Source organism: Myxococcus sp. SDU36 (genome assembly GCF_030168875.1).
In the GTDB taxonomy this organism is placed as follows: Bacteria; Myxococcota; Myxococcia; order Myxococcales; family Myxococcaceae; genus Myxococcus; species Myxococcus vastator.
The window spans coordinates 6,627,516-6,653,838 of the sequence record NZ_CP077414.1; the positions used below are offsets into that span (position 1 = coordinate 6,627,516).

A 26,323-nucleotide genomic window follows, 5' to 3' on the forward strand; every position below is an offset into this window, starting at 1 on the left:
AGGCAGCTGTCTCAGGCTCAATCCGGGAAGAACATCGGGTCGCGCGTGGTGACGAACGAGGAGATGGCGCTGGCCACCTCTGGTGGCAGCCCGGTGAATTGCACACCCACGCCCGGCATCAGCTCCGGCGTGCGGGAATTGGCCTCGCGCACCCAGCGCACCACGCCCGTCACCTTCATGGGCCGTCCGCCCGGCAGCGTGAAGTCCAGCTCCACCTGCGTGCCGCGCGGCACCGCGTCCACCGTGGCGATGAAGACGCCGCCCTCGCTGATGTCCAGTGAGAAACCCGTGAAGAAGTTGGAGTCGCTGCGCATGTCGATGGAGGTGTGCATCCGCACCCGTCCGTTGCGCCGCGCGTCGTTCTCCGGCGCCGCGGCGGGCCGTGCCGCGGCTGCTGGAAGGGGCGCGTGCCCCTGGGCCCTCGCCGCGGCGGCCGCCCGAGCCAGTTCGGCCTGCCGGGCCTTGGCTGCTTCGTGCTGTGCCCGTGATGCGGCTTCCTGGCGGGCCTTGGCCGCCTCGGCCTGACGCTTGAGCACCGCTTCCGCCTCGGCCACCGCGCGGGCCACCTGCGCCGCCTGCTCCTGGTGCGCCCGCAGCAGTGACTGCATCTCCGAACCCGCCTGCCGCCGGGCCTGGAGCGCCACCTGCCGGGCCTCCAGCGCCCGGGTGCGCGGCGCCTCCACGTCCAGCGCGGGCGCCGCAGCCAACTGAAGCCGGGAGGACTGCTCCCCCAGCATGGGGTCGGCGCCGGGGGCCTGGTGGGCCCGCGTCAGCGCCTGCCGTGCCTGCTCCAGCCGGGTGGCCAGCGCGGACGCCTCCGCCGTGGCCTGGGCGAGTTGTTCATGGATCCGGGCCTCCAGCGTCAACAGCTCGCTCTCGGCGTGAGCCAGCTCCGCTTCACGGGAGGCAGCCGGGGGCATGCGGGCAGCAGGGGACGGCGAGCTCATGGGCGAAAGACTCCAGGGCCACCCACTGTAGCGTCCCCCGGACGGCCCCACGAGCCCTACGCGCCGAGCCGGAAATGACCCGGGGCTGCCCGCCAGCAGACAGGCGGCCAGGCCCCGCCCGGGCCGCCTCAGTCCGCGCCCTTGATGCAGGCCACCGGCTTGAGGCGGTGCGCCACCCGGGCGAGCCCCGCCATCTCCACCGTCGCCAGGACGTCGTCCAGGTTCTTGTAGCAGGGGCCGGACTCGTCCAGCGGCGTCTGGCGGGTGTTGAGGAGGATGCCCGCCTCGGCCAGTCGCTTGTCGGTGGCGTCCTGCTTCAGCACGCGCCTCGCCTCGCCGCGCGACAGGCGGCGGCCAGAGCCGTGGTTCACCGAATAGATGGACTTCTGCGCGCCCGGCTCGGCGAAGAGGATGGCGCTGCCCGTCTCCATGGAGCCCGGGATGAGGATGGGGTGGCCCGTCTTCTCCCAGGGCGTGCCCTTCAGCGCGGGGTGTCCTCCGGGGAACGCGCGCGTGGCGCCCTTTCGGGCGACGAACTTCCCCGCCTCCTTCTGGATGAGGTTGTGGGAGATTTCGTAATACACGCTGGCCGTGCCGCCGAAGACGTCCTCCAGGGCGGCGCACACCGCTTCACCGATGATGAGCCGGTTGGCCACCGCGAAGTTGGCCGCCATGTTGTGGAGGTTCCAGTAGTCGCGGCCCAGCGGGCTCTCCGCGTCCAGCCAGACATGGTCCTCGCTGTGGCGCTTGAGGCCCAGCCGCGCGGCGCCCTCCACGAAGAAGTGCTTGGCGATGTTCCAACCGAAGCCGCGGCTGCCGGTGTGCAGCATCACCCACACGCGGCCGTCCTGGTCCACCTGCATCTCGGTGAAGTGGTTGCCGCCGCCCAGGCTGCCCAACTGCTCACGCTTGCCGAAGGCGCGCTCGGGGATGTCCACCCGGTCGTCCTCGACGGGGATGTAGTCGCGCTCGGTGACGGACGAGCCCCGGCCCAGGGCCTTGGCGCCGTGGCGCACCACGTCCGCGAAGGTGCGGTCCGTCACCCTGCGCTGCTTCTGCACGCGGCTGGCGCCCACGCCCACGGCGATGCGCCGGGTCACCTCTTCAATCCAGCGTCGGCGCTTCGTGGCGTCGGCGACGTCCTCGGCGGTGAGCGTCGTCTGCAACTGCACCATGCCGCAGCCAATGTCGTAGCCGGCGGCGGTGGGCAGGAGGATGCCGTCCGTCTCCACCACCGTGCCAATGGGCACGCCGTAGCCCAGGTGACAGTCGGGCGTGACGGCCACGCGGGTGACCCCGGGGAAGGATGCCGCATTCACCACCTGGTCAAAGACGGAGTCCTCCAGTCCAGGTTGCTCGGGGCCCTCCCCCCACAGCAACTTGTCGGACAGGAACAGGTCCGCATCGACCTTCATGCTCTTGGTCTTCGCCAGGACGTAATGGCCCTCTGAGACCTTCTCCAGCCGCTGCTTCCAACTCATGACTCGAATCCCCCAGCTGGGATGAACACGCGGCAGCGACGGGAGCGTCCAGGGAAGCTGACGCCAGGAGCCGAAACCCGAAAACAGGAGCAGAGGATGCTGGGGGCACAGGCGGGAAGGCGAGCGAATTCGGAGCCGCACACGGCCGCGGCCGGGACGTGCCCGGCCGGGCGAAAGTCAGCCCGCGAGCGGACGGCGAGGTTCCGATCGCCTTGGGACTTGTCACGTCCGGATTCCATTCCCATCCATTCCGCAGCATCCAGGTAGGGGGTGGGCGATGGGTTTCCTTGGTGGGATTTTCCTGGCGGTGGCGTTGCAGGCGGGACCCGTGGAGAAGGAGCAGGCGCAGAAGCCGGTGGCGGTAGCAGCCCCGGTGTTCAATCCCTCCGCGTGCGCGAAGAAGCGGGTGGACCCTTGTGGGTGTCACCATGTGTATGGCATCCGGCACTGCCACCCGAACCGGAAGGGTGACCACTGCGAGGCGCCGGTGAAGGCGGAGGTCGAAGCCCCGCGCAAGCGCCAGGACGCCTCGAAGAAGGCCGACACGCAGGCCCGGACGCGCGAGCCGGAGAAGAAGCAGCTCGACCCGAGCAAGTCCGTGTCCATGTAGAACCCAGGCGCGCGGGCTATTCGCGGAGGAACGCGGAGACCTCGCGCGCCAGCAATTCAGGCGCGGTGACGTGGGCCACATGGCCTTGTCCGGGCAGGATGCCCAGGCGGGCGTGGGTCAGCGTCCGCGCGAGCGCACGGCAGGGCTGGGCCAGGAGCACCTCCGGGCTGCGCGCTCCCAACAGGATGAGTGTGGGCGTGTGCACCTGGCGGTAGGCCTCCAGGCCACGGGGAAGCCCTTCCAGCGCGCGCAGCTCCCGGGCGAAGCGGGGTGTCATCTCCACCTGCCGTGACCACTGCGGCGTCTGACGGAAGGCCTCCAGCTCGTGTTCGGGCGTGAGGAGCACCTTCCGGTTGAACACGACGAGCGCCGCGTCCGGTCCTTCGTGTGCGAGGGCCCGCTCGAACTCCGCCAGCGCCGGGCCGGAGACGGGCTGGGTGATGGGGAAAGGTGGCTCGTAGAGCAGCAGCTTCGCGGGCGCGGTCTGGCGTGCCGCCTCCAGGGCCAGCACGGCGCCGTAGGAATGGCCGAACAGCGCCGCGTCCGGTCCGGCGGTCCGCATCAGCGCGAGCACGTCCTCCACTTCCCGCTCCAGGGCGTAGCCTGCGCCGTCCGCGCTGTGGCCTCGTCCGCGCCGCTCCAGGACGTAGTGGGTGAAGTGCGGTGACAGGCGCTCGGCCACGTCCCGCCAGTCGCTCCACAGGCTGAGCGCGCCGTGAACCCACACCAGCGGTGGGCCGTTGCCTCGGCGGAAGTAGGACAGCGAGGTGCCATCCGCGGAGGTGAACCGGTGCTGCGTGAAGGTGGCCGGCGGTGGGACGGGCCGTGTCTCCCGGGACATGCAGGCCACGGCGGGAAGCGCGGCTCCTGCTTGCAGGATGAGCCGGCGCGAGAACGCGGAAGTCGGGCTGGGATGCGTCATGGGCAATTCCTCCGGGCTTCTTCATGCGGTGGAAAAGCCGTGCGCGAAACGCCGCTCCCTGACATCTCATCCATGACTCATAAGTCATGAATGGGAGCGCGGGCGGATGGAGAGCCTTTCGGCCATTGGGGTGTTCGTCCGCGTCGCGGAGGCGCGCAGCTTCGCGCTGGCGGCACGGGCCCTGGGAATCACGCCGTCGGCGGCGAGCAAGAGCGTGGCGCGGCTGGAGGAGCGGCTGGGCGCCCGCCTCTTCCAGCGCACCACGCGCCGCATCCACCTGACGGAGCCTGGGACGCGCTTCTACGAGCGGTGTGTGCGCATCCTCGACGAGCTGAACGACGCGGAGACAGACCTCTCCCGGGAGCTTCGCTCCCCACGTGGGAAGCTGCGTGTCTCCGTACCGGAGTTCGTCGGCCTGCGGATGCTGATTCCAGCGCTGCCCCGCTTCCGCAAGGCCCACCCGGGCCTGGAGTTGCGGTTGGACCTGGATGACCACGTCGTCGACGTCGTGGGAGAGGGGCTGGACGCGGCCGTGCGCTGCGGCGAGCTGGCGGACTCCACGCTGATGCGGCGCCGCTTCAAGCCCAAGCGCTTCATCCTCTGCGCGTCACCGGACTACCTCCAGTCGCGCGGAGTTCCCCGCTCGGTGGAGGACCTGTCGCGGCACGACTGCATCCGGTACCGCTTCACCTCCACGGGACGCATTGAAGCGTGGGCCCTGCGCCAGGCAACCGGCGCGCCAGCGCCCCGCATCCCGGAGACACTCACCTTCAACAATGGCGAGGCGGTGGTGCAGGCGGCGAAGGCCGGCCTCGGTGTGGCGCAGGTGATGGAGTTGATGGCGCTTCCCGAGCTGAGGGACGGCACCTTGCGCCCGGTGCTGCGCGAGCACATGGTGGAGCGGGGGGCTTTGTGGCTGGTGTGGCCGCCCGCGCGCCCCACGCCGCCCAAGGTGAAGGCCTTCGGCGATTTCCTGGCGCAGTTGCTCGCCGAGCTGTCGTGAACGCCGGGTGGAAATGGGGGGAGGGAACGGGGTAACAAGGAGGGTGAGCCGTGCCGCTCCAGGCACGCGCGGTGCCGAGGTGCGCATGCGAACGCAGCAGAGCCGCTCGCTCGTCTTCCTCCAGCAACTCGGCCCTGGGGCACGTGAGGGCTACGAGGCCCTGTCCGGGCTGGAGGACACGCTGGCCGCGTGCAACGCTCCGGCATGGCCGGTGTCATTTCGGGGAAGGTGGAACACCCCCCGTTGGAGGACACACCATGCATCACCGAATGGGCATTGCCCTGGTTGCGCTGGCGTCGGTGGGAGCTCCTGCACTGGCGGAGGGGTCGAAGCCGGCCCCGGCTTCCGGGGCCTCGGCCACCACCGAGGAGACGGTGGTCGTGAAGAAGGGCAGCCATCACGAGCTTCGAATCCCGGGCATGACCCGGGTCGCGATTGACGACCCGGAGATTGCAGGCATCAATGCGACCGGCAAAGGCGTGCTGCGAATCACCGGCAAGCAGGCCGTTGAGACAGCGCTGCTCGTGTGGGCGGGGCCCGAGCACAAGCGCAGCGGCTATCGCCTCGTCGTCATTGATTGATGCAGGGCATCGGCGGCCACGGTGCCGCGATTTGCCATGAATGGAGTCCACGCACCTCCGCGCCGCGATGAGGGCCGTGCCAGGCACGAGCTCGGGAACCCATGACTTCTCAGAGGGGCGTGTCGTGGCTGGAGGTGATTCCACGACGAAGCCGGGGCCCGGCATGACTTCGGGCACCATTTGCTCATGGGGGCTCATCATGCCTGGAGAGGGTTCAGCGGGTGCGGCGGAGGTCATCTCCACGCCTGGCTGGGCTGACGTGTCCGCCGTGAGCACTGGACGCGGGTGTTCGCCTTCCGGAGGCGGATTGCCACCGCTTCGAGGTTTGGAGGACTCCTCTACAGAGAGCGCCTTCCAGAGGACCTCCGCGGCAGCCTCGACGTCTTCTTCACGCACCACCTCTCCCCGGCCCGCCCGGCGCACGAGCTCCGACAGCACGCCCCACACCATGCACTCATGAAGCCAGGTGCGGCCCGTGGGAAACACCTTCTCGCGCTCGCCATGTTCGAGGACCTCCAGCACCTGCGCGCGCGTCCGCCCGTCATGCTCTCCCGGTGTGTCCGTGTCCGGATGGTTGTGAAGGAAGGTGAAGCCCACGAGGTGGGGCTGCAACAGCGCCCAGGTCGCGAACTCGCGCCAGAAGGCGATGAAGACGTCGCGAAAGCCCTGCCGCAGCGGGTCGCCATCCGCCATCTGGTAGGCGACGAAGCCGGTGTAGGACAGCTCGCGCTCGGTGAGGGTCCGTATCGCCCTCGCGATGCCCTGCTTGCTGCCGTAGTGACGATACAGCGAGCCCACCGAGAGCCGCGTGGCCCGGGCCAGTTCCGCGGCCCGGACGTTGTCGAAACCCCGCTGCGCCAGCAGCTCCGCCGCGTCACGCAGCCTGAAAGCGCGCATCTCCGCCAACGTGTACATTCGCCCGTCCCCCTGCCTTCGCGGCCGTCGCGTGGAAGGAACGTTCCTTCCACGATGACCTGTCTACAGGGTGGGTCTGACACGAGGTGGGAGGTCGGGTCGGGCGCCAGCGGCGCTGCCTCCGAGGGTGGGGTTACCCGGGCGGCGCCATCGTCCCCGCCGGTGGGCTGTTCGGCGCGGACCCGGGCTGCGATGCTTGGAGGCGCGCCGTGAGCTCGTTGCACCGTCCTCCGAGGTCCGCATGTCCGGACGAGAACCTGCTCGCGGTCTTCGCCAGTGGCTCGGCTCCCGTGGGGAAGGTGGCGGTGGTGGAAGCGCACCTCGGCGGTTGCGCGGACTGCCGGGCGTTGGAGGCGGCGGTGGCGGCCACTTCCTCCTCGCCAGGCGCAGTCGCCACTGAGAGTGCTGCGGAGGCGCCCACGCGGTGGGACACGGGCGCGGCGACATTGCCGGACGCGCGGGAGGAGCCGGACCTGCCGCCCGGGGCGCGGCTGGGGGCCTATCTGCTGCAGGGCGTGCTGGGCATGGGCGGGATGGGCGTGGTGTACGCGGCGGATGACCTGCGGCTGGGGGGCGGGTGGCGCTCGACCTGTTGCGGCCGCTGCTCGCGGGTGCGGCGGGCCAGGGCCGGGAGCGGCTGCTACGTGAGGCCCAGGCCATGGCGCGGCTGTCGCATCCCAACGTGTTGCCGCTCTTCGAACTGGGGACGGCGGAGGGGCGCGACTTCCTGGCCATGGAGTGGGTGGACGGCACGACGCTCGCGGACTGGCTTCGGGAACGCGAGCGTCCATTGCGGGACGTGATGGACGTCTTCCTGGCCGCAGGAGCGGGGCTGTCCGCGGCCCATCGCGCGGGGAGGGTGCACCGCGACTTCAAGCCGTCCAACGTGCTGGTGGGGCGCGACGGCCGGGTGCGCGTCACGGACTTCGGGCTGGTGAGGCACGGCGCGGGGAATTCCCTCGAGACGGATGCCGGCTGGTCGTGCCTGGACTCCAGCGCATCGCGGTGGGCGAACCGAGCCTCGTCGAAATCACCGTGCCGCGTCAGGACGTGGTGCGTCTGAGGGGGAAGGAGGAGGGCAGCACGGACCTGGTTACGTGGAGTCACGACGGGGAGATGAAGTCCCGAGTCCTGGACGTCACCGCGCGCTGACGACCGCGTCCGCCGGGAGCCCTGCGTGCCTGGCGGGGCGTTTCCTGTCCCTGGCGAGGTCCGCGGCATGGTCACCCACCATGGCGGCCAGGAAGGCGCGGTCGAACGTGGGGCCCGGGAGGGACCGGAGCTTCGCCATCGATGCTTCTTCCGCGCGCTCCATCGTCCTGGCGAAGTCGGTGTCCACCTGGGGTTCGGTCAGCGTCAGGTTCTGCTTCCGGGCGTAGGCCAGGAGTCGAGTGCCCTGGGAGCCGGAGCCACCCGTGCCTTCCTCGAACGGCTTCAGGGCCTGCCCCTGGTCGCTGGCCTCCGTACGGCCCATGCGGACCATGCGCTCCGTGTCGTTCCGCTGTGCCAGGGCGAAGCGCACAGCGCGAGCGCGCCCGCCACCACCCCGCTCATCCGCCGCTTCAGCGGCTGCCTCCCGTGTCCCGAGACATCGGGCCGAAGGTGGAGGTGGAAGACGGCGCGGGGCAGGGGCTCCAGTCCCAGCGCCTCCCGGGCGCCGCGCGGCATCGCGTGGTCAGCGGCGCCACAGCCGGAAGGCTCACGGCTCCGACAGCAGGAACAACGCGTGCGCGCTGGCGATGGGCCGTGTGCGGTCGTCCTGCCACGCATCCACCCGGACGTTGGCCACGCGTCGGCCCTGGCGGGTGATGAACGCCTTGGCGAAGGTGTCCTGCGGCTTGCCCGAACGCAGGAAGTCCACCGTGAGCGAGATGATTTTCGGCACGCGCTCGGTGTTCGTCTGCAGCAGCAGCTCGAAGACAGCGGCGGATTCCAGCAGCGCGCCGAGCGTGCCGCCGTGCAGGGCGGGAAGCAGGCTGTTGCCGATGTTCCTCGGGTTGAAGGCCATGCGGCAGAGCATTTCGCCGGCGAGGCTCTCCACGCCGATGCCCATGAAGCGCGTGTAGGGGATGGCGTCGGTGAGGCGCTTGTATTCGCGCGTCTTGCGCACCTGGCGCACCAACTCGGCGAGTGGAGGCGTCGTGGACTCGGACATGGCCGTCATTCCTCCGTCCGCATGAAGGTGCCCTGGGCGGAAGCCACGGGGTGGCCCGGGTCGCCCTGGTGGACGAGCCCGCGGACGAAGGCCACCTGGCGGGTGAGCCGGTAGCACTCGGCCACGCAGGTGAGGACAATGCCGGGCCGCGCGGGGCGCAGGTAGTCGATGCGCAGGTCCAGCGTGACGAGCGGAGCGAAGCGGCCCAGCTTGAGGAACACGGCGGTGCCGCACGTGGCGTCGATGAGCGTCGTTACCGCGCCGCCGGCGATGACGCCCGTCTCCGGGTTGCCGACGAGGTTCTCCGCGTAGGGCAGCTCGACGGTGGCCTCGGCGGCGCCGACGTCCACCAGCCGCAGCCCCAGCGCGTGGTTGTGGGGCACGACGTCGGTGTAGAAGACCGCGCAGCGCTCCATCCGCCCGGCCTTGTTCTCGGGAAGCCTGAAGTCGTCCGACATGAGGGGCGCGATACCAGATTCAGGGCCGCGTGGCGCACTGCGTTTTGACGGGGCGTCCGGAACGCCGCGCTAGGCGGCCACGGTCGAGGCGCTGGAGAGCTGCTTCCACGCGCCGGCGAGCGACGTGCCGATATCCCGCATCACCCCGTCATCCGACCAGTAGAAGGGGTGGACCAGGGGCGTCCACGAGAAGAGCGGGCCCGCCACGCGCACGGCGCGGTCCTCCACCGAGGCGCGATAGGCGGCGCTGAGGGGTTGGAGCGGCCAGGCGAAGACGTCGTCCTCGTCGTGGAAGTTGAGCCACCGTCCGCCAACCCCCGGATGGTGGCGTGCCAGCTCCGGCGCGGGGACCTGCACGGGCTGGTCGAGCTCCGCGTGGGGATAGCGCAGGCTCCACAGGGCCATGGGGCTGCCCAGCGTGTAGAAGTGGCTGAGCGTCTCGCCGCGCTCCAGGGGGGAGCTGCCCTGGGCCGCGCGCACCGTCTCCTCGATGATGTCCCGCCCGGCCAGCCGCTGGGCCTGCAAGTCATAGAAGTAGTTGCTGGCGATGACGCTGCCCAGGCTGTGCGCGATGACGCAGAGCGGAGCAGTGTCACCGGCCTGCTGGCGCAGGCGGCCCAGGGCCTCGGCGACCTTTCGGTGGATGCCCGTGTAGACGTCCGGGTCGGCGGGGTTCGTCTGATAGGCGATGATGTCGCCCACGAAGTGCACCAGCATCCACCGCAGGCCGGGGTAGCGCAGGTCCATGCCGCGCAGGGACGGCCGCATCAGGCGGAGCATCATCGGCACGAGCGCGGACTCGTGACCCTGGTTCACCGTGCGCACGCTGTCATAGAGGGAGTTCCAGTACGTGTCCGCGTCGGCCGGGGCGTAGCGGGCGAGCAGGTCCTTCTCCGCCCCCTCCAGCACGGAGGCCCAGTTCACTGTCTCGACGGCGAGTGTGTCCGGCCCGGCCCCCGCGTGCTGCGTGAAGTGCTGGCGCAGCAGGCGCACGGCGGTGTCGTAGAGACCCGGGTCATCCACTTCAATGCCGTGGATGATGAGCACGGCGAGCTTCTGACGCGTCTGCATGGAGACTCCCCCCTCGGAATCAGTGCTGCTCGACGGGCGCGAGCTTACACGGCCCGGAAGAGGCTCGCCTGTTCGCTTGTTCTCGGGCGGCATCCAACAGCCCCTCGGGGCCGGGTAGTCTCCGCCACCCGACACACGGCTTCTCCCTCAATGAGGACTTCTGGTGAAACGACTGACCTCCTCCCTCCTCGCCGCCCTGCTGATGCCCGCCGTGCCCATGGCCGCGCAGCAGGCTCCGGCGAAGCCTCCCGTGGTCCGGCAGGACCCGCCACGGCCGGCACCCGACACGAAGGACGCCGCGCGCGACGCGGCCCGCGCCGCCGAGGTAGACGCCGCCCCGCGTCCGCCGTCCGGTGAGGCCGCGCAGAAGGCGGAGAAGGAAGGGGGAGACGCTTGGAAGGTGGACGCGCCGGGCTTCCCCGCCCGTCAGGTGAACATCGACGTCACCGAGGGAACGTGGATGAACGTGGACGTCAGCCCACGCGGAGACGAAATCGTCTTCGACCTGCTGGGGGACCTCTACGTGCTGCCCATGGGCGGCGGCGAAGCGAAGGCGCTGACGTCCGGCGTCGCGTGGGACATGCAGCCGCGCTTCAGCCCGGATGGCAAGCGCATCGTCTTCACCAGTGACCGGGGCGGTGGCGACAACCTCTGGGTGGTGGACCGGGACGGCTCGAATGCGCGGGCGGTGACGGAGGAGAAGTTCCGCCTGCTCAACAGCCCCGCGTGGAGCCCGGACGGGCAGTTCATCGTGGCGCGCAAGCACTTCACCGCGCGACGCTCGCTGGGCGCGGGCGAGGTGTGGATGTACCACCGCGCCGGCGGCGAGGGCGTGCAGCTCACCGAGCGCACCAACGACCAGAAGGACTTGGGCGAGCCCGCCTTCTCACCCGACGGGCGCCACGTCTACTTCAGCCAGGACGTCTCGCCGGGGAAGACGTTCGAATACAACAAGGACCCCAACGGCCAGATTTACGCCATCCAGCGATTGGATTTGGAGACGAAGGAAATCGAGCCCTTCATCACGGGCCCGGGCGGCGCCATCCGCCCCACGCCGTCGCGTGACGGCAAGCAGCTGGCCTTCGTCCGCCGGGTGCGCGCCAGGAGCGTGCTCTACGTCACCGACGTGGCGTCCGGCGCGGAGCGCCCGCTGTACGACGGGCTCGACCGGGACATGCAGGAGACGTGGGCCATTCACGGCGTGTATCCGGGCATGGCGTGGACGCCGGACAACAAGGCGATTGTCTTCTGGGCGGGCGGCAAGCTGCACCGCATCGACGTGACCACGAAGAAGGTGACGCCCATTGCCTTCCGCGTGCGGGGGACGCGCACGATTTTCGAGGCCGTGCGCAGCCCGCAGGCGGTGGCCCCCGAGCGCTTCTCCACGAAGATGCTGCGCTGGGTGCAGGTGTCCCCCAAGGGGGACCGCGTGGTGTACCAGGCGCTGGGAAAGCTGTACGTGAAGCAGCTGCCGGCGGGCACGCCGCGGCGCCTGACGAAGCAGGACGACCACCTGGAGTTCTACCCGTCGTTCTCCCGGGACGGGCGCTCCATCGTGTACACGACGTGGGACGACGAGAAGCTGGGCACCCTCCGCGTGGTGCCCGCCACGGGAGGCGAGGGCAAGGTGCTGACGAAGCAGCCGGGCTACTACGTGGAGCCCGCGTTCAGCCCGGACGGCAAGACGCTGGTGTACCGCGCGTCCGGGGACGGCTACCTGATGCCCGGGTTGTGGAGCCGGAACACGGGCCTGTTCGCCATGCCCGCGGGCGGCGGCACGCCGAAGCGCCTGGCGCGTGATGGCGAGCAGCCGCACTTCGGCGCGCGCTCGGACCGCGTCTACTTCCTGCACGTGGAGCGTAAGGAGAAGGAGGACGTGCGCTCGCTGAAGAGCATCGGGCTGAACGGGAGCGAGGAGCGCACGCACCTGACGAGCGCCGAGGCCACCGAGCTGCGCGTGTCCCCGGACGAGCGGTGGGTGGCGTTCCGGGAGAATTTCAACGCCTTCATCGTCCCCTTCGCGCTGGGCGCGAAGTCGGCCACGGTGGGGCCTGGCGCGAAGGCGCTGCCGTTGGCGAAGGTGAGCCGGGACGCGGGTGAGTACCTGCACTGGTCCGGTGACAGCCAGCGCCTGCACTGGGCGCTGGGGCCCGAGCTCTTCACGCGCGCGCTGAAGGAGAGCTTCGCCTTCATCGACGGTGCGCCGGAGAAGCTGCCGGAGGCGCCGGAGAAGGGCGTGGACCTCTCCATCCCGGTGAAGGCGGACGTGCCAGAAGGCACGCTGGCCCTGGTAGGGGGCCGCGTCATCACCATGAAGGGGGACGAGGTCATCGAGCAGGGCGTGGTGGTGGTGCGAAACAACCGCATCGTCGCCGTGGGCCCGGTGGGCAAGGTGCAGGTGCCGTCCGGGGCGAAGGTGGTGGACGTGAAGGGCAAGACGTTGATGCCCGGCCTCATCGACGTGCACTGGCACGGCCCCATGGGCATGGACGGGCTGATGCCCGAGCAGAGCTGGGTGCACGCGTCGTCCCTGGCCTTCGGCGTGACGACGCTGCACGACCCGTCCAACTCCTCGGAAGAGGTCTTCGCGGCCGGTGAGCTGGCGCGGGCGGGCGGCGTGGTGGCGCCGCGCATCTTCTCCACGGGCACCATCCTCTACGGCGCGTCCGGTGCGGGCTACCGCGCGCCCATCGAGACGGTGGACGACGCGCGCTCGCACCTGCGGCGGATGAAGGCCATGGGGGCCTTCAGCGTGAAGAGCTACAACCAGCCGCGAAGGGACCAGCGGCAGAAGGTGCTCCAGGCGGCGCGCGAGCTGGGCATGCTGGTGGTGCCGGAGGGCGGCTCGCTGCTCCAGCACAACCTGACGATGGTGGTGGACGGGCACACCGGCGTGGAGCACGCGATTCCGGTGGCGCGCATCTACGCGGACGTGAAGCAGCTGTGGGGCAAGAGCGGCACCGGCTACACGCCGACGCTGGGCGTGGCCTACGGCGGCGTCTGGGGTGAGAACTACTGGTACCAGAAGACGAACGTATGGGAGGACGAGCGCCTGTTGTCCTTCGTCCCTCGCCGGGTGGTGGACTCGCGCAGCCGCCGGCCCTCCATGCACGTGCCGGACGACGAGTTCAACCACTTCGCCGCCGCCACCGTGGCGCGCGAGTTGAGTGACGCGGGCGTGAGCGTGCAACTGGGCGCGCACGGCCAGCGTGAAGGACTGGCGGCGCACTGGGAGGTCTGGATGTTCGGCCATGGCGGCATGAAGCCGCTGCAGGCGCTGCGCTCGGCGACGCTGAGCGGGGCGCGCTACCTGGGCCTGGATGGGGAGATTGGTTCGCTGGAAGCGGGCAAGCTGGCGGACCTCATCGTGCTGGATGGCAATCCCTTGCAGGACCTGAAGCACAGCCGCTCGGTGCGCTACACCATGGTGAACGGGCGCCTGTATGACGCGGCCACGCTCAACGAGGTGGGGACGCGCCAGCGCCCGCGCGCGAAGTTCTTCTTCGAGAAGGACGGCAACGAAGGCTGGAGCCCCAAGGCCACGGAGCATGCGCACACGCACGCGTGCGACTGAGCGTTTGGGGCCCGGTGGATGCCCGTCGGTCCTGCGGACCGGCGGGCAAGCGCTCATCACCTCGAAGCTTCCGCGCGGCCTCTGGCCAACAAGCACCTTGAATCTGGTCGGGAGCTAAGATAAAAAATGTTACCTTAATTCGATATGGGGGATAAGCGTATGAAATCATGGGGCTTTTATGGTCGACACCAAGAGCTTGGAAGACTCCGCGAGATCCTCGCTCGAAAGCGGTGGTTCTTCCTGAAGGTTTCTGGGCGGCGGCGCATCGGGAAGACCAGCTTAGTTCAGCAGGCGCTTCAGCCCTCGCAGAGAGAGAAGGTTCTCTACATCCAGATTCCGGACTCAGATCCTGCTGGAGTCGTGAGCACCGCTCGCGACTTTATGCAGATGTTTGGTATTAGCGACGGACTTCCATCGAATCTACGGTCACTTGCTACTCGGATTGGATCTCTGGCCGAAGCAGGTTGGATTGTCGCGCTTGATGAATTTCAATACTTCAACCGTAAGGTGCTCTTCGAGTTCACCTCACAATTGCAGGCAGAAGTCGACCGCTTGGCAGCGAGGGCGGATCAGGTGCCTGGCGGACTCATCGTCCTCGGGTCGTTGCACACGGAAATGGCGGCGCTGCTCGAGGAGCGGAATGCTCCCCTCTATAACCGCATCACCGACGACCTGGATTTGGGCCATCTCGATATCGCGTCTCTCTTGGAGATGTTGACCGCGCATGCAGACGCATCTCCCATGCGCCTCCTGTTTCTATGGAACCTGTTCGAGGGCGTGCCGAAGTTCTATCGGGATTGCTTCGAGCAGGGGGTCATTGCTGGTGAACGGCGTGAACTCCTGCGGCAGATGTTCTTCTCTAGTAGTTCCCCGCTCCGCACCGAGGCGGATAACTGGTTCTTGAAGGAACTGAGGGGACGCTACGACCTCGTCTTGAAGTTCATCGCCACTCATCCGGGCTGCTCGAATGCGGACATCGTTGCTCACGTGCGCTCGGTTGAGCCAGATAGTGAGAAGCAGGTAGGTGGGTACTTGAAGATTCTCGACGAGCGCTACCGTATGGTCGAACGGCTCCAGCCCATCTTCGCGAAAACCACGACGAGGAGTGGGCGCTTTTATATCCGGGACAACTTCCTGCGCGCGTGGTTGGCTGCGCTATCCGTGCCAGTCGCATCGGTGAGTTTTCGGCCACTCGAGTCCCTGGTAACGCAGGTAGATGAGCGTTTGGTAGACGCAGAAGGGCATGGGCTGGAGCGTCTCGCTGCGACGCTGTACGAGGAACGCAGTCGCCTGGAACTGGGTGACTTTGCGCTGACTCAGCGGGTGAAGGGGTGGTGGGATCGAAACGACACCGAACTCGATCTGGTCGCTCTGAATGATGATGAGCGCATCCTGCGCCTGGGAACTTGCAAGCGATCTCCCGAAAAGCTCGTCAAGGACTTGGGACGGTTTGATGGGCACATCCAGCGCTTCCTCTCCGTGGAGCAGCGTTATCGCAGTTGGAAGGTCGAGCGCGTGGCTATTTCCCCTCTGTTGTCCGGCGACCATCGTCAAGCGATTCAGAACGCGGGTTACATCCCTCAGGACCTTGCCGACCTCACGAAGGGGCTTTCTTCGGCGAGCGCGAACTCGTGAGACGCTCACGCGAGCGCGCGGGTCATGAGCCATGAGAGCCATCTGGCTGAGGCGGTTCAGGAGTAACGAGTATGTTGCGTTGCAATGGCTCCGGACCGCTTCCCCTGTGTGGTTCAGCCCCGCTTCGCGAGGGCTCAGGCTCCGCTTGGTGACTCAGTTGACGGTAGACTCCCCACATGCCTGTCTCGGCCGTCGAAGGGGATTTGTTGGACCAGTCGGTGGAGGCCATCGTCAATGCCTGGAACCGGAACATCATCCCCTGGTGGCTGCTGCTGCCCCAGGGGGTGTCCGGCGCCATCAAGCGCCGGGGTGGGGTAGGGCCCTTTCGCGAGATTGCGAAGGCGGGCCCCATGCCCCTGGGCTCGGCCGTGGTGACCTCCGCCGGGCGGTTGCCATTCAAAGCCATCATCCATGTCGCGGGCATCGACATGCTCTGGCGGGCCTCGGCGCGCTCCATCCAGGACTCCGTCCGCAATGCCTTGGTGAAGGCACGCGAGCAGGGATTGCGCTCCGTGGCCTTCCCTGTGATTGGCGCGGGCTCTGGCAGCTTTGATGAAGCACGTGCGCTTGAATTGATGCGCGAGGTTCTGGACGCGGAAGCTGGCGCCCTCGACGTGCGCGTCGTGCGCTTCCGGCCGTAGGCCACCGCCAGGAACCGACGCCGCCCCGCTTCCGGCCTACTCCTTCGACTCACCCCCAAGGATGCGCGGCGCCGCCGCGCGGTGGAAGCCCTCGTAGGGCTTGGAGGCGGTGGTCTCCTCCAGAGGGAAAATCTTCGTGTTGCACGAAGCGCCCCCGTCAATCTTGATGACCTCTCCGGTGATGAAGGCCGCGGCGTCGGTGAGCAGGAAGACGATGGCGGCGCTCACCTCGGACTCGGTGGCGAGCCGCTGGAGCGGCACCTCCTTCTTGAGGAGGGGAATCATCGCCCGCACGCCTTCGTCCTTGTAGCTGTCCATGCCGCTGGAGGCGACCCAGCCGGGCGCCACGGCATTCACGCGCACGCCGGACGCGGCCCACTCCACGGCGGCCGTCTGCGTCAGGTTGAGCATGCCCATGCGCGCGGCGCCGGAGTGCCCCATGCCCGGCATGCCGCCCCACGAATCCGCGAGCATGTTGACGATGGCGCCCCCATGGTTGCTCATGGACTGGAGATAGACTTCCCGCGCCATCAGGAAGCCGCCGGTGAGGTTGGTGGACACCACCGCGTCAAAGCCCTTCTTGGAGATGGCCGACAGCGGCGAAGGGAACTGCCCGCCCGCGTTGTTGACCAGACCGTGGATGGGGCCGTGCGCGGCGATGATGCGCGCCACGGTGGCCTTCACGCCCTCCTCGTCGCGGATGTCGAGCACCTCGAAGGACACCTTGCCGCCGTCCTCCTGGACTTCCCGCGCGACGGCCTCCAGCTTGTCGGGCTTGCGGCCCACCAGGACGACGTTGGCGCCCAGCGCGGCCAGCTCGTGCGCGGTGCAGCGGCCAATGCCACTGCCGCCGCCAGTGACGACGAGGGTGCGGTTGCTGAAACAACCCGGTGCGAAGAGAGAGCGGTAGCCCATGGTCAGCTCCTGATGTGGAGTTTGTTCGTGAAACCTGCGGTCCTCAGCCCCCGCGGGTGCGCCGGGCGCTCAGGGCCTCGTCCAGCGTGAGCGCCCAGCGGTGGAGGACCTTCTTCCTGCGCGCGCTGTCGTCCCTCAACAGGTTGGCCAGCGCGAGCCCCCGGATGAGGTCGAGCGTGCCCTGAATCAGCTCGCGCACCTCCGCGACGCTGTCATCCACGCCGAGCAGCCGCACCGTCAGCCGGTGGAACTCCCGCCCCACGCGGGCCTCCAGCGGGGCCAGCTGCGCGCGCAGCTCCGCGTCCGCCACGGCGGCCACCCACAGCTGCACCGCCGCCGTGAAGACAGGGCTGAGGTAGATGCCGGCCAGCATGTGGAGGATGGCCTCCGTGCGGCGCGCGTCGGCCGGAAGCTGGGCGGCCTTGCGCAGCACGGCCTCCACCTGCTGGTGCCCCACGTACTCCACGGCGGCGGCCACCAGGTCGGCGCGGGTGGGGAAGTGGTGCTGACAGGCGCCCCGGGACACCCCCGCGCGCTCGGCAATCACCGTCATGGTCGCGCCCGCCCACCCCAGCTCGGAGAGCGCGCCAATGGCCGCCTCCATCAGACGCTGGCGCGTGACGCGGCTGCGCTCCTGCTCCTGCCTGCCGGGCGTGCCGGATGCCTCACTCACCCGGCCAGGATGTGAGCCAGGGGGTAAAAAAGCAAGCACGCTTGCTTTTTTAGAGTCGCCTGCCCAGACTCACGCGTCCTTCGTTGCTGCCGAGTGGAGAGCTCATGTCCGCGTCCCCCCTGCGTGTCGGCAATGCCTCGGGTTTCTATGGAGACCGCTTCTCGGCGGTCCGGGAGATGCTCGAAGGCGGCCAGCTCGACGTTTTGACTGGCGACTATCTGGCCGAGCTGACGATGCTGATTCTGGGCAGGGACAGGATGAAGGACCCGTCCACCGGCTATGCCAAGACGTTCCTGAAGCAGATGGAGCAGTGCCTGGCGTTGGTGGTGGAGAAGAAGGTCAAGGTCGTCACCAACGCGGGTGGGCTGAACCCCGCGGGGCTGGCCGCCGCGCTGCGCGAGGTCGCCGCGAAGCTGGGCGTGAAGGTGCATGTGGCGCACGTGGAGGGAGATGACCTCTCCGCGCGGGCGGACGCGCTGGGCCTGGGCTCGCCGCTCACCGCGAATGCGTACCTGGGCGGGTGGGGCATCGCCGCGTGCCTGCGCGCGGGGGCGGACATCGTCGTCACCGGGCGGGTGACGGACGCGTCGTTGGTGGTGGGCCCGGCGGCGGCGCACTTCGGCTGGAAGGGGGATGACTGGGACCGGCTGGCGGGGGCCATGGTCGCCGGCCACGTCCTGGAGTGCGGCACGCAGGCCACGGGCGGCAACTTCTCCTTCTTCACGGAGCTGGACGCGCGGCGCCCCGGCTTCCCGCTGGCGGAGCTGTACGAGGACGGCAGCAGCGTCATCACCAAGCACGCGGGCACGGGCGGCGCGGTGACGGTGGACACGGTGCTGGCGCAGCTCGTCTATGAAATCACCGGGGCGCGGTACGCGGGCCCGGACGCCACGGCGCGCTTCGACACCATCGCCCTGGCGTCGCACGGCGAGGACCGCGTCCGCGTCTGGGGCGTGCGCGGCGAGCCGCCACCGCCCACGGTGAAGGTGTGCCTCAACCACCTGGGAGGCTACCGGAACGAGGCGACGTTCATCCTGGTGGGGTTGGACATCGAGGAGAAGGCGCGGCTGGCGCGCGAGCAGCTGGAGGCGGCGCTGACGCGCAAGCCGAAGGAGCTCCAGTGGATGCTCACGCGGACGGACCGCGAGGACGCGGCCACCGAGGAGCAGGCCGCCGCCTTCCTGCGCGTGGTGGTGAAGGACGCGGACGCGAAGGTGGTGGGCCGGGCCTTCAGCGGCGCGGCGGTGGAGCTGGCGCTGGGCAGCTATCCGGGCTTCACGATGACGGCGCCTCCGTCCGACGGCGCGCCGTATGGCGTCTACACGCCGGCCTATGTCGAAGCGGGGCGCGTGGAGCATGTCGCCGTCCTGGAGGATGGTACGCGCACCGCCGTCCCTCCTCCCGGCCAGACGCGCGCGCTGGAGCCCGTGGAGCCACCTTCGCTGCCACCGCCAGTGCCGGGCGGCCCCACGCGCCGGGCTCCCCTGGGGCGCATCGTCGCCGCGCGCAGCGGTGACAAGGGCGGCACGGCGAACATCGGCGTCTGGGCGCGCACGGACGCGGCGTGGCGGTGGCTGGCGCACGCGCTCACCGTGGAGAAGCTGCGCGAGCTGCTCCCGGAGGCCGCGCCGCTGCCCATGGAGCGGCACGTCTTCCCCAACCTGCGGGGGCTGAACTTCGTCGTGGATGGCTTGCTGGGTGAGGGCGTGTCCTCGTCCACCCGCTTCGACCCGCAGGGCAAGGCGCTGGGCGAGTGGCTGCGCTCGCGGCACATGGACATCCCCGAGGCGTTGCTGCGCGAAGGACAGGAGTAGACCGATGCCACGCATTACATCGCGAATCGACCCGGGCTCCGAAGCGTTCAAGGCGAACCGCGCGGACATGCTGGCCCGCGTCTCGGAGCTGCGCGCCATCGAGGCGAAGGTCCGCAACACGGAGAACCAGGCGAAGGAGAAGTTCCACAAGCGCGGGCAGCTCTTGCCTCGGGAGCGGCTGATGCTGCTGCTCGACCGGGGCTCGCCCTTCCTGGAGCTGTCCACGCTGTGTGGCTTTGGTTACCACGACGACAGTGACGGCTCGCTGGCGGGCGGCAACAGCATCATCGGCATCGGCTACGTGTCGGGGGTGCGGTGCATCGTCTTCGTGAACAACTCCGCCATCAAGGGGGGCACCGCGTCGCCGTGGGGCGTGCAGAAGGCGCTGCGCGCGCAGGCCCTGGCGCTGGAGAACAAGCTGCCCATGGTGTCGCTGGTGGAGAGCGGCGGCGCCAACCTGATGTACCAGCAGGAGATTTTCATCCCGGGCGGGGAGACCTTCTACAACCAGGCGCGGCTGTCGGCGGCGGGCATCCCCCAGGTGACGGTGGTGCACGGCTCCAGCACTGCGGGCGGCGCGTACCTGCCGGGCCTGTCCGACTACGTGGTGATGGTGAAGAAGAAGGCGAAGGTGTTCCTCGCGGGTCCGCCGTTGCTCAAGGCGGCCACGGGGGAAGTCGCCACGGATGAGGAACTGGGCGGGGCGGAAATGCACGCCACGGTGGCGGGCACCGCGGACTACCTGGCGGAGGACGACGCGGACGCCATCCGCATGGCCCGCGAAATCGTGGCGAAGCTGGGGTGGAACGCGCAGCTCCCGCCCACCGGGCGCCCCACCTACGCCGAGCCCGTGTACTCGCCCGACGAGCTCTGCGGCGCCGTGCCCGTGGACTACCGCAAGCCCTACGACTGCCGCGAGGTCATCGCGCGCATCGTGGATGGCTCGGAGTTCACCGGCTTCAAGGACGCGTATGACGCGCACACCGTCTGCGGCTGGGCGAACCTGTACGGCCATCCGCTGGGCATCATCGGCAACAACGGGCCCATTTCGCCTCACGGCGCCACGAAGGCGGCGCAGTTCATCCAGTTGTGCTGCCAGAAGGACACGCCCATCCTCTACCTGCAGAACACCACGGGCTACCTGGTGGGCACACAGCCGGAGCAGGGCGGCATCGTGAAGCACGGCGCGAAGATGATTCAGGCGGTGGCCAACGCCACGGTGCCGCAGCTCACGGTGCTGATTGGCGGCGCGTTCGGCGCGGGGAACTACGGCATGTGCGGCCGTCCGTTCCATCCGCGCTTCATCTTCGGGTGGCCCAACTCGCGCACCGCCGTCATGGGCGGCGAGCAGGCGGCGAAGGTGATGTCCATCGTCTTCGGGGAGAAGCTGGCCCGGCAGGGGCAGGTGGTGGACGAGGCGCAAATCCGGGCGTTCTGCCAGCCCATCATCGACCAGTTCGACAAGGAGTCGCACCCGTTCAACTGCAGCGCGCGGATGTTCGACGACGGGCTCATCGACCCGCGGGACACGCGGCGGGTGCTCGGGTTCGCGCTGTCGGTGTGCCGTGAGGCGAAGCGGCGGCAGGTCCATCCCAACACGTTCGGCGTCGCGCGGCTGTGAGAGGAGCGGACACGATGGAGCGTTTCAAGAAGGTCCTCATCGCGAACCGTGGCGAGATTGCCGTCCGGGTGATTCGGACGTGCCAGCGGCTGGGCTACCGCACCGTCGCGGTGTTCTCCGAGGCGGACCGCGCCGCGCCGCACGTGCTGGCGGCGGACGAGGCGGTGGCCATTGGTCCGTCTCCGGCGAAGGAGTCCTACCTGGTCATCGGGAAGATTCTGGAAGCGGCGAAGGTGTCCGGCGCGGAGGCCATCCACCCGGGCTACGGCTTCCTGTCGGAGAACGCGGACTTCGCGCGCGCCTGCCACGACGCGGGCCGGGTGTTCATCGGCCCGGAGGCCGAGGCCATCACCCTGATGGGCAACAAGCGTCAGGCGAAGCTGCGCATGCTCGCGGCGGGCGTGCCCTGCATTCCCGGCTACGAGGCGTCCGACTTGGATGACGAGGCGCTGGCGGCGGAGGGCGAGCGCATCGGCTTCCCGCTGATGGTCAAGGCGGCGGCGGGCGGCGGCGGGCGCGGCATGCGGCGGGTGGATGAGGCGTCGCAGCTCCGGGCGGCCCTGCGCGCGGCGCGCTCGGAGGCGACGAACGCCTTCGGGAGCGGCGAGCTCATCCTGGAGAAGGCCGTCATCGACGCGCGGCACGTGGAGGTCCAAATCTTCGCGGACACACACGGCAACGTGGTGCACCTGGGCGAGCGGGACTGCTCGGTGCAGCGCCGCCACCAGAAAATCGTGGAGGAGAGCCCGTCACCGGCGGTGAGTCCCGCGCTGCGCGCGCGCATGGGCGAGGTGGCGGTGGCGGCGGCCCGGGCCATTGGCTACCGGGGAGCGGGGACCATCGAGTTCCTGCTGGCGCCCAGTGGTGACTTCTACTTCATGGAGATGAACACGCGGCTCCAGGTGGAGCACCCGGTGACGGAGCTGATTACCGGGCTGGACCTGGTGGAGTGGCAGCTCCGCGTGGCGGCGGGGGAGCCGCTGCCTCGGACGCAGGAGCAGCTCTCCGCGTCGGGGCACGCCATCGAGGTCCGCCTCTGCGCGGAGGACCCGGCGAAGGGTTTTGCGCCCCAGGCCGGGCGGCTGCTGGCGTGGGCGCCGCCGGTGCGCGAGGGCGTGCGCATCGACCACGGCGTGCGGGAGGGGCAGGAGATTCCGCCCTTCTATGACTCCATGCAGGCGAAGGTGATTGCGCACGGCCCGGACCGGGAGACAGCGCGCCGGCGATTGGTGGAGGCGCTGCGCGAGCTGACGGTGTTCGGCGTCACCACGAACAAGAACCTGCTGCTGTACGTGCTGGAGCACGCGGCGTTCTGTTCCGGGGAGTACGACACGGCGTTCATCGCGAAGCACGCGCCGGCGGCGGAGGTGGAGGGGCTGTACCAGGCGGACGCGAAGGTGCGGGCGCTGGCGGCGGCGCTGCTCTTCCACGATGAAGGCTTGAAGCTGGCGGACACGGCGGGACTGGATGCGTCCCTTCTGAACTGGAACACGTCCCACCGCCACCCCGTGCGGATGAAGCTCGCGAGCCGTGGCGCGGAGGAGTCCATCACCATCCAGCCCGTGTCCGCGGAGGGGTACGAGGTGGGCGTGGGGGAGGCGTCGTTCGACGTGTCCGTGTTGGGGCTGTCCGCGGGGGTGCTCGACTTCGCCAGCGCCGGGACGCGGGGCCGCGCGCGCTACCTGCGGGACGGGGACACGCTGTGGTTGGATTCGGGCGCGGGCGCGCACGCCGTGACGGACGTCACGTTCCGTCCGCCGTCGAAGTCGGATGGCGTGGGCAGCGGACGGCTGGCGGCGCCCATGGACGGGCGCATCCTGCGCGTGGACACGCGGGTGGGCGCGGCGGTGAAGCCCGGGGACGTCCTGGTGGTGCTGGAGGCCATGAAGATGGAGTTCCAGGTGGTGGCGGACGTCACGGGCACCGTCGCGGAGCTCAACGTGTCCGTGGGCAGCCAGGTGAAGGCGAAGCAGCTCCTGGTGGTGCTGGCGGGGGAGAAGACGGCCTGAGCGCGGAGAGGTTGGCAGCCGGACAGAAGGCTGCCGACCCATCGGGGACGATGCGAGCGTGTGCGGGGGGGCCCCGCCCGCGAGCGTTCAGAATGTCCACGGCGCGGCTAGAATCAGGGCATGTCCCTGGCCATCACCGGATTGGGGTTGGTGTCCTCCCTGGGCCACGACGTGGTCTCCGGGTGCGCGGCGATTCGCTGCGGCATGGCGCGGCCCGTCCCACTGGGGCTGCAGGTGGTCTCTTCCGGAGACGAGCCCGGCGTTGAGCCCGTGGTGGGCTTTCCCATCCAGGGACTCACGGAGGGCTTCGTGGGGCTGGGCCTCCATGCGCTGCTCGTCCAGGAGGCCATCCGGGACCTGTGCATCTATGCGGAGCTCACGGGAGCGGACTCCCGCTTCTGGCAGGACACCGCGTTCTTCCTGGGCCTGTCGGGCCCTCGAACGCCGGAACAGGACCTGATGGTGGAGCAGCTTCAGGAGCGGCTCCTTCCGGCGGTCAGCCGCCGCAGCGGCCTGCGCTTTTCGCCAAGGCTTCAGAAGGTCCTGGCGCGCGGGCATGTCTCCGTGCTCGCGGCCATGGCCGAGGCGGACGAGGCCATCGCCTCTGGCCAGGTCCAGCGGGCGCTCATCGTCGGGGTGGACAGCCTCACGAGTGACCTGGAGGCGCTCGAGTGGCTGGCCATGAAGGGGCGGCTGAAGACGCCGGAGCGTGCCGTGGGGTTCATGCCGGGGGAGGCCGCCGCGGCGTTGCTCGTGGAGGACCCCGCCCAGGCGCGACGGCGCGGCGCCAGGGTGGAGGCGCGCGTCGAGGCGCTGCGTGTCGGAGGGGGAGACGGCGCTGCGCCCTCGATGCGGCTGGTGGAGGTGCTGGAGGGGACGCTGGCCCGGGCGACGCGCATTGGGGACGTGTACGGGGACCTCAATGGCGAGGAGTCACGGGCGATGGAGTGGGGCACGCTCCTGGCGCGGCTCCCCGCGGACTCCGTGTTGGCCGAGGTCCGGAGTCACTGGCCGGCGGTGTCGCTGGGGGACACCGGGGCGGCCAGTGGTGGCGTGTCCATGGCCGTGGCCACGCGGTCGTTCGTGAGGAAGTACGCGCGAGGAGATGAGATTCTCGTGTGGTCGAGGTCTGATGAGGGCGCGGTGGCCTCGGGGCTTCTTGTCCGCCCATAGGAGCGAGCACGCATGGCATCCAGCGACACGCATCTGGCGTGGGATCCGAAGACGCTCAACCACACGGACAAGCCCGCTGGCTTCGGGTGCCTCTGGCGGCACACGATAACGGACAACGGCGGGTGGGGCTCCCATCCGTGCAACCACATGTCCAACTGCTACAAGGTGTCCGTGAACGAGCGCGGCGCGCTCTACAACAAGGACCATCAGGCGATTGCCCGGCGGATGAAGCTCGTCCAGGAGGACTTCGGCCTGAGCGGCAAGGCGAAGAAGCGCATCTGGAAGCGCTTCCCCGTCAGTGATAACTCGAAGCGGAAGCTGACCCTGTCGGACTTCTTCGACAGGGCGCGGCAGTCGCTCTACTGGCTGCGTCGGGGGCCGGAGGGCTGGCACATCGGGGTGAAGCACCTGGACCCCGTGCCCAACCAGACGCTGAAGAAGGGGAACCGGCCTCAGTTCCAGCCGCGTCAGAACCAGACCCAGGGTGGATATGGGGCCTTCTATCCCTACGAGCACAACTACCACCACCTCATCCCGGTGGGCGCCGTGGAGGAGTGGGTCATCGGCAAGGGAGAGTCGGGCAGCCCGGCGCGCTCCGACCTGGTGGTGAAGCTCATCCTCATCTCGCGGTGGAACATCCACAACGAGAAGAACATGGTCCTGCTGCCGCAGCAGGAGTTCGAGGCGCTCATCGTGGGCCTGCCGGCCCACTGCCCGTGGGGCGTGCCCGCGCATGCGGCGTATCAGGCGTCGCTCAAGGAGCGGCTACGGGACCTGAGGGATGTCATTGACCGTGCCGCGATCGAGAAACAGCACCCCAAGGAACTCAAGGCAGCTATTCTCGATGAGCTGAATGCTCTCTCTGAATCGTTGCTTGAATACGTCAAGTTGATGAAGGCTGGCATTCAGCTTGGTGCTGTTGATGTCTAGAGGCTCTGCATGAAATATTTATATTACACGTTCAAGCATCCACACGATGCTCGCGCCGTGGAAATTGTCGACCTGCCAGACAAGGTCGAACGCTACTTTTACCTCCGCGATGGCGTTCCGTCAGCGGCCTATGTGCCGCCTTCGACTGAACTCAGCTTTAATGAAGGCGCGGGTGATATGCTCACGGACTTTATCGATAATCCAGATCGCGTGCTCTATGTGTCGCCGCGGGCGCAGGATGTACTTGCGAGCAGGGGACTGATCGGAAGTGCAATTGAGTTGTTGCCATTTGTTCTTCTGGATAAACGTGGCCGTCGAGTTCAAGAGCCATATGCTATCGCCAATCCGTTGATGCGCGTGGAGTGTATGGACCATGAGCGCTCGAAATGTCGCCGACGCACCGGTGCGCCAGAACAGATTGTTGAGGTCAAGTTGCTGCACGTTCGAGAGGGCATGATCCCAGAGCAGGCGCAACTCTTCCGGTTGGCAGAGTTGCCCAAGCTGATGGTCGTTCGGTCCGATTTGCTGGCGGCGCTTCAGGAGGCAGGGCTTACTGGGTTGGCAGTTCATCCTGTTGGGGTGGGTATTCAGGGTTGAGCTGCCCATGTTTTTTGTCTATTACACGCTGAAGCCTTTGTTAGACCCGCGTGCGGCGCAGATTGTCGAGCTGCCAGACAAGGTTGAGCGTTATTTCTATCTCACGAAGGGCCGCCCCGTGGCCCCCTACCTGCCGCCAACCACCGAACTCAGCCTCTATGAGCGCGCAGGCGACATGCTCACGGACTTCATCGGCAACCCGGACTGCGTCCTCTACATTTCAGAGCGAGCGCAGCAGGTGCTGGCGGCTCGAGGTCTCGTAGGTGAGGCGGTGGAGCTCTTGCCATTTGTCTTGCTCGACAAGCGCGGGCGCAAAATGAGGGAGCCCTACTTCATCGCGAACCCGCTGCGCAGCGTCCCCTGCGTGGACCGCGAGCGTTCAAAGTACCGGTTGGATGGTCCAGATGAAATGGGCGACATTCGGATGCTGCATGTCCGTGATGGCAGCATTCCAGACGATGCGCAGTTGTTCCGGGTGGCGGAGTTCCCAGAGATGATGGTCCTGCGCTCCGACCTCCTGGAGGCCTTCCAGCAGGCCGGGCTCACCGGGCTCGCGGTTCACCCCACAGGCACGGAGATTCCGGGCTGAACCCCGGGC

The 26,323-nt window shown here is 68.5% G+C and carries 24 protein-coding genes and 1 pseudogene; 15 read left to right on the forward strand and 10 right to left on the reverse strand.

The genetic code is table 11. The features are described 5' to 3' along the window. Positions 1-17: 17 nt before the first annotated feature. A complete protein-coding gene (locus KGD87_RS26925) occupies positions 18-947 on the reverse strand; it encodes a TIGR02266 family protein (RefSeq protein WP_284663660.1) in 930 nt (309 codons plus the stop codon). A gap of 128 nt (positions 948-1,075) precedes the next feature. Continuing rightward, on the reverse strand, positions 1,076-2,428 hold the full coding sequence (locus tag KGD87_RS26930; RefSeq protein WP_284663661.1) for an RtcB family protein: 1,353 nt from the start codon (positions 2,426-2,428) through the stop codon (positions 1,076-1,078). 277 nt (positions 2,429-2,705) lie between these two features. Here KGD87_RS26930 and KGD87_RS26935 point away from each other — a divergent pair, with 277 nt between their 5' ends. Continuing rightward, on the forward strand, positions 2,706-3,038 hold the full coding sequence (locus KGD87_RS26935) for a hypothetical protein (RefSeq protein WP_163780942.1): 333 nt from the start codon (positions 2,706-2,708) through the stop codon (positions 3,036-3,038). A gap of 16 nt (positions 3,039-3,054) precedes the next feature. On the opposite strand, the gene KGD87_RS26940 is transcribed toward KGD87_RS26935, so the two are convergent. Further along, positions 3,055-3,960, reverse strand: a complete 906-nt coding sequence (locus KGD87_RS26940; protein WP_284663665.1) for an alpha/beta fold hydrolase — start codon at positions 3,958-3,960, stop codon at positions 3,055-3,057. Positions 3,961-4,066: 106 nt separating this feature from the next. Between KGD87_RS26940 and KGD87_RS26945 the strand changes: the two genes are divergently transcribed. Together KGD87_RS26945 and KGD87_RS26950 are read left to right on the forward strand one after the other, a co-directional pair. After that, complete coding sequence (locus KGD87_RS26945) at positions 4,067-4,963, forward strand: LysR family transcriptional regulator (RefSeq protein WP_284663666.1); 897 nt, start codon at positions 4,067-4,069, stop codon at positions 4,961-4,963. Between the two features lie 257 nt (positions 4,964-5,220). Beyond that, complete coding sequence (locus tag KGD87_RS26950; RefSeq protein WP_284663667.1) at positions 5,221-5,544, forward strand: pilus assembly protein N-terminal domain-containing protein; 324 nt, start codon at positions 5,221-5,223, stop codon at positions 5,542-5,544. 756 nt (positions 5,545-6,300) lie between these two features. On the opposite strand, the pseudogene KGD87_RS26955 reads toward KGD87_RS26950, so the two are convergent. After that, positions 6,301-6,459: pseudogene (locus KGD87_RS26955) on the reverse strand (helix-turn-helix domain-containing protein); the annotation flags it as partial. A 577-nt stretch (positions 6,460-7,036) separates the two neighbouring features. Here KGD87_RS26955 and KGD87_RS26960 point away from each other — a divergent pair. Together KGD87_RS26960 and KGD87_RS26965 are read left to right on the forward strand one after the other, a co-directional pair. Beyond that, positions 7,037-7,522 carry a protein kinase domain-containing protein gene (locus tag KGD87_RS26960; protein ID WP_284663669.1) on the forward strand — a complete coding sequence of 162 codons (486 nt, stop codon included), beginning with the start codon at positions 7,037-7,039 and terminating at the stop codon, positions 7,520-7,522. Further along, on the forward strand, positions 7,510-7,611 hold the full coding sequence (locus KGD87_RS26965) for a hypothetical protein (RefSeq protein ID WP_284668696.1): 102 nt from the start codon (positions 7,510-7,512) through the stop codon (positions 7,609-7,611). The genes KGD87_RS26960 and KGD87_RS26965 overlap by 13 nt, the downstream gene beginning before the upstream one ends. On the opposite strand, the gene KGD87_RS26970 is transcribed toward KGD87_RS26965, so the two are convergent. The 4 genes from KGD87_RS26970 to KGD87_RS26985 all read right to left on the reverse strand — a co-directional run bounded on the left by KGD87_RS26970 (position 7,598) and on the right by KGD87_RS26985 (position 10,143). Continuing rightward, a complete protein-coding gene (locus KGD87_RS26970) occupies positions 7,598-7,933 on the reverse strand; it encodes a DUF4142 domain-containing protein (RefSeq protein WP_284663671.1) in 336 nt (111 codons plus the stop codon). The genes KGD87_RS26965 and KGD87_RS26970 overlap by 14 nt on opposite strands. A 225-nt stretch (positions 7,934-8,158) precedes the next feature. Further along, complete coding sequence (locus KGD87_RS26975; RefSeq protein ID WP_350099947.1) at positions 8,159-8,623, reverse strand: PaaI family thioesterase; 465 nt, start codon at positions 8,621-8,623, stop codon at positions 8,159-8,161. Then, entirely contained in the window at positions 8,620-9,072 is a 453-nt protein-coding gene (locus tag KGD87_RS26980; RefSeq protein ID WP_284663674.1) for a PaaI family thioesterase, read from the reverse strand. Before KGD87_RS26980 ends, KGD87_RS26975 begins: the two co-directional genes overlap by 4 nt. Before the next feature lie 69 nt (positions 9,073-9,141). Continuing rightward, a complete protein-coding gene (locus KGD87_RS26985; RefSeq protein ID WP_284663676.1) occupies positions 9,142-10,143 on the reverse strand; it encodes a hypothetical protein in 1,002 nt (333 codons plus the stop codon). A gap of 163 nt (positions 10,144-10,306) precedes the next feature. On the opposite strand from KGD87_RS26985, the gene KGD87_RS26990 reads away from it, so the two are divergent. From KGD87_RS26990 to KGD87_RS27000, 3 genes are all read left to right on the forward strand, one after another. Then, positions 10,307-13,717, forward strand: coding sequence for an amidohydrolase family protein (locus tag KGD87_RS26990; RefSeq protein WP_284663678.1), 3,411 nt, complete (start codon positions 10,307-10,309; stop codon positions 13,715-13,717). A gap of 159 nt (positions 13,718-13,876) precedes the next feature. Continuing rightward, a complete protein-coding gene (locus tag KGD87_RS26995) occupies positions 13,877-15,352 on the forward strand; it encodes an ATP-binding protein (protein WP_284663680.1) in 1,476 nt (491 codons plus the stop codon). 176 nt (positions 15,353-15,528) lie between these two features. Next, complete coding sequence (locus KGD87_RS27000) at positions 15,529-15,993, forward strand: macro domain-containing protein (protein WP_284663681.1); 465 nt, start codon at positions 15,529-15,531, stop codon at positions 15,991-15,993. A 36-nt stretch (positions 15,994-16,029) separates the two neighbouring features. Here the strand turns inward: KGD87_RS27000 and KGD87_RS27005 are convergent, their stop codons facing one another. Together KGD87_RS27005 and KGD87_RS27010 are read right to left on the reverse strand one after the other, a co-directional pair. After that, positions 16,030-16,908: an SDR family oxidoreductase gene (locus KGD87_RS27005; protein WP_284663683.1), complete on the reverse strand. Its 879-nt coding sequence runs from the start codon at positions 16,906-16,908 to the stop codon at positions 16,030-16,032. Positions 16,909-16,951: 43 nt separating this feature from the next. After that, on the reverse strand, positions 16,952-17,620 hold the full coding sequence (locus KGD87_RS27010) for a TetR/AcrR family transcriptional regulator (RefSeq protein WP_350099953.1): 669 nt from the start codon (positions 17,618-17,620) through the stop codon (positions 16,952-16,954). Positions 17,621-17,685: 65 nt separating this feature from the next. On the opposite strand from KGD87_RS27010, the gene KGD87_RS27015 reads away from it, so the two are divergent. The 7 genes from KGD87_RS27015 to KGD87_RS27045 all read left to right on the forward strand — a co-directional run bounded on the left by KGD87_RS27015 (position 17,686) and on the right by KGD87_RS27045 (position 26,314). Beyond that, complete coding sequence (locus tag KGD87_RS27015) at positions 17,686-19,395, forward strand: acyclic terpene utilization AtuA family protein (protein ID WP_284663685.1); 1,710 nt, start codon at positions 17,686-17,688, stop codon at positions 19,393-19,395. A gap of 4 nt (positions 19,396-19,399) precedes the next feature. Then, complete coding sequence (locus KGD87_RS27020) at positions 19,400-21,016, forward strand: acyl-CoA carboxylase subunit beta (RefSeq protein ID WP_284663686.1); 1,617 nt, start codon at positions 19,400-19,402, stop codon at positions 21,014-21,016. Positions 21,017-21,030: 14 nt separating this feature from the next. Beyond that, positions 21,031-23,025, forward strand: coding sequence for an acetyl-CoA carboxylase biotin carboxylase subunit (locus tag KGD87_RS27025; protein ID WP_284663687.1), 1,995 nt, complete (start codon positions 21,031-21,033; stop codon positions 23,023-23,025). Positions 23,026-23,145: 120 nt separating this feature from the next. Further along, positions 23,146-24,198 carry a hypothetical protein gene (locus tag KGD87_RS27030; protein WP_284663688.1) on the forward strand — a complete coding sequence of 351 codons (1,053 nt, stop codon included), beginning with the start codon at positions 23,146-23,148 and terminating at the stop codon, positions 24,196-24,198. 12 nt (positions 24,199-24,210) lie between these two features. Continuing rightward, positions 24,211-25,128 carry a hypothetical protein gene (locus KGD87_RS27035; RefSeq protein ID WP_284663689.1) on the forward strand — a complete coding sequence of 306 codons (918 nt, stop codon included), beginning with the start codon at positions 24,211-24,213 and terminating at the stop codon, positions 25,126-25,128. A gap of 9 nt (positions 25,129-25,137) precedes the next feature. Then, on the forward strand, positions 25,138-25,725 hold the full coding sequence (locus KGD87_RS27040; protein WP_284663690.1) for an imm11 family protein: 588 nt from the start codon (positions 25,138-25,140) through the stop codon (positions 25,723-25,725). A gap of 7 nt (positions 25,726-25,732) precedes the next feature. Then, complete coding sequence (locus tag KGD87_RS27045) at positions 25,733-26,314, forward strand: imm11 family protein (RefSeq protein WP_284663691.1); 582 nt, start codon at positions 25,733-25,735, stop codon at positions 26,312-26,314. Positions 26,315-26,323: the final 9 nt, after the last annotated feature.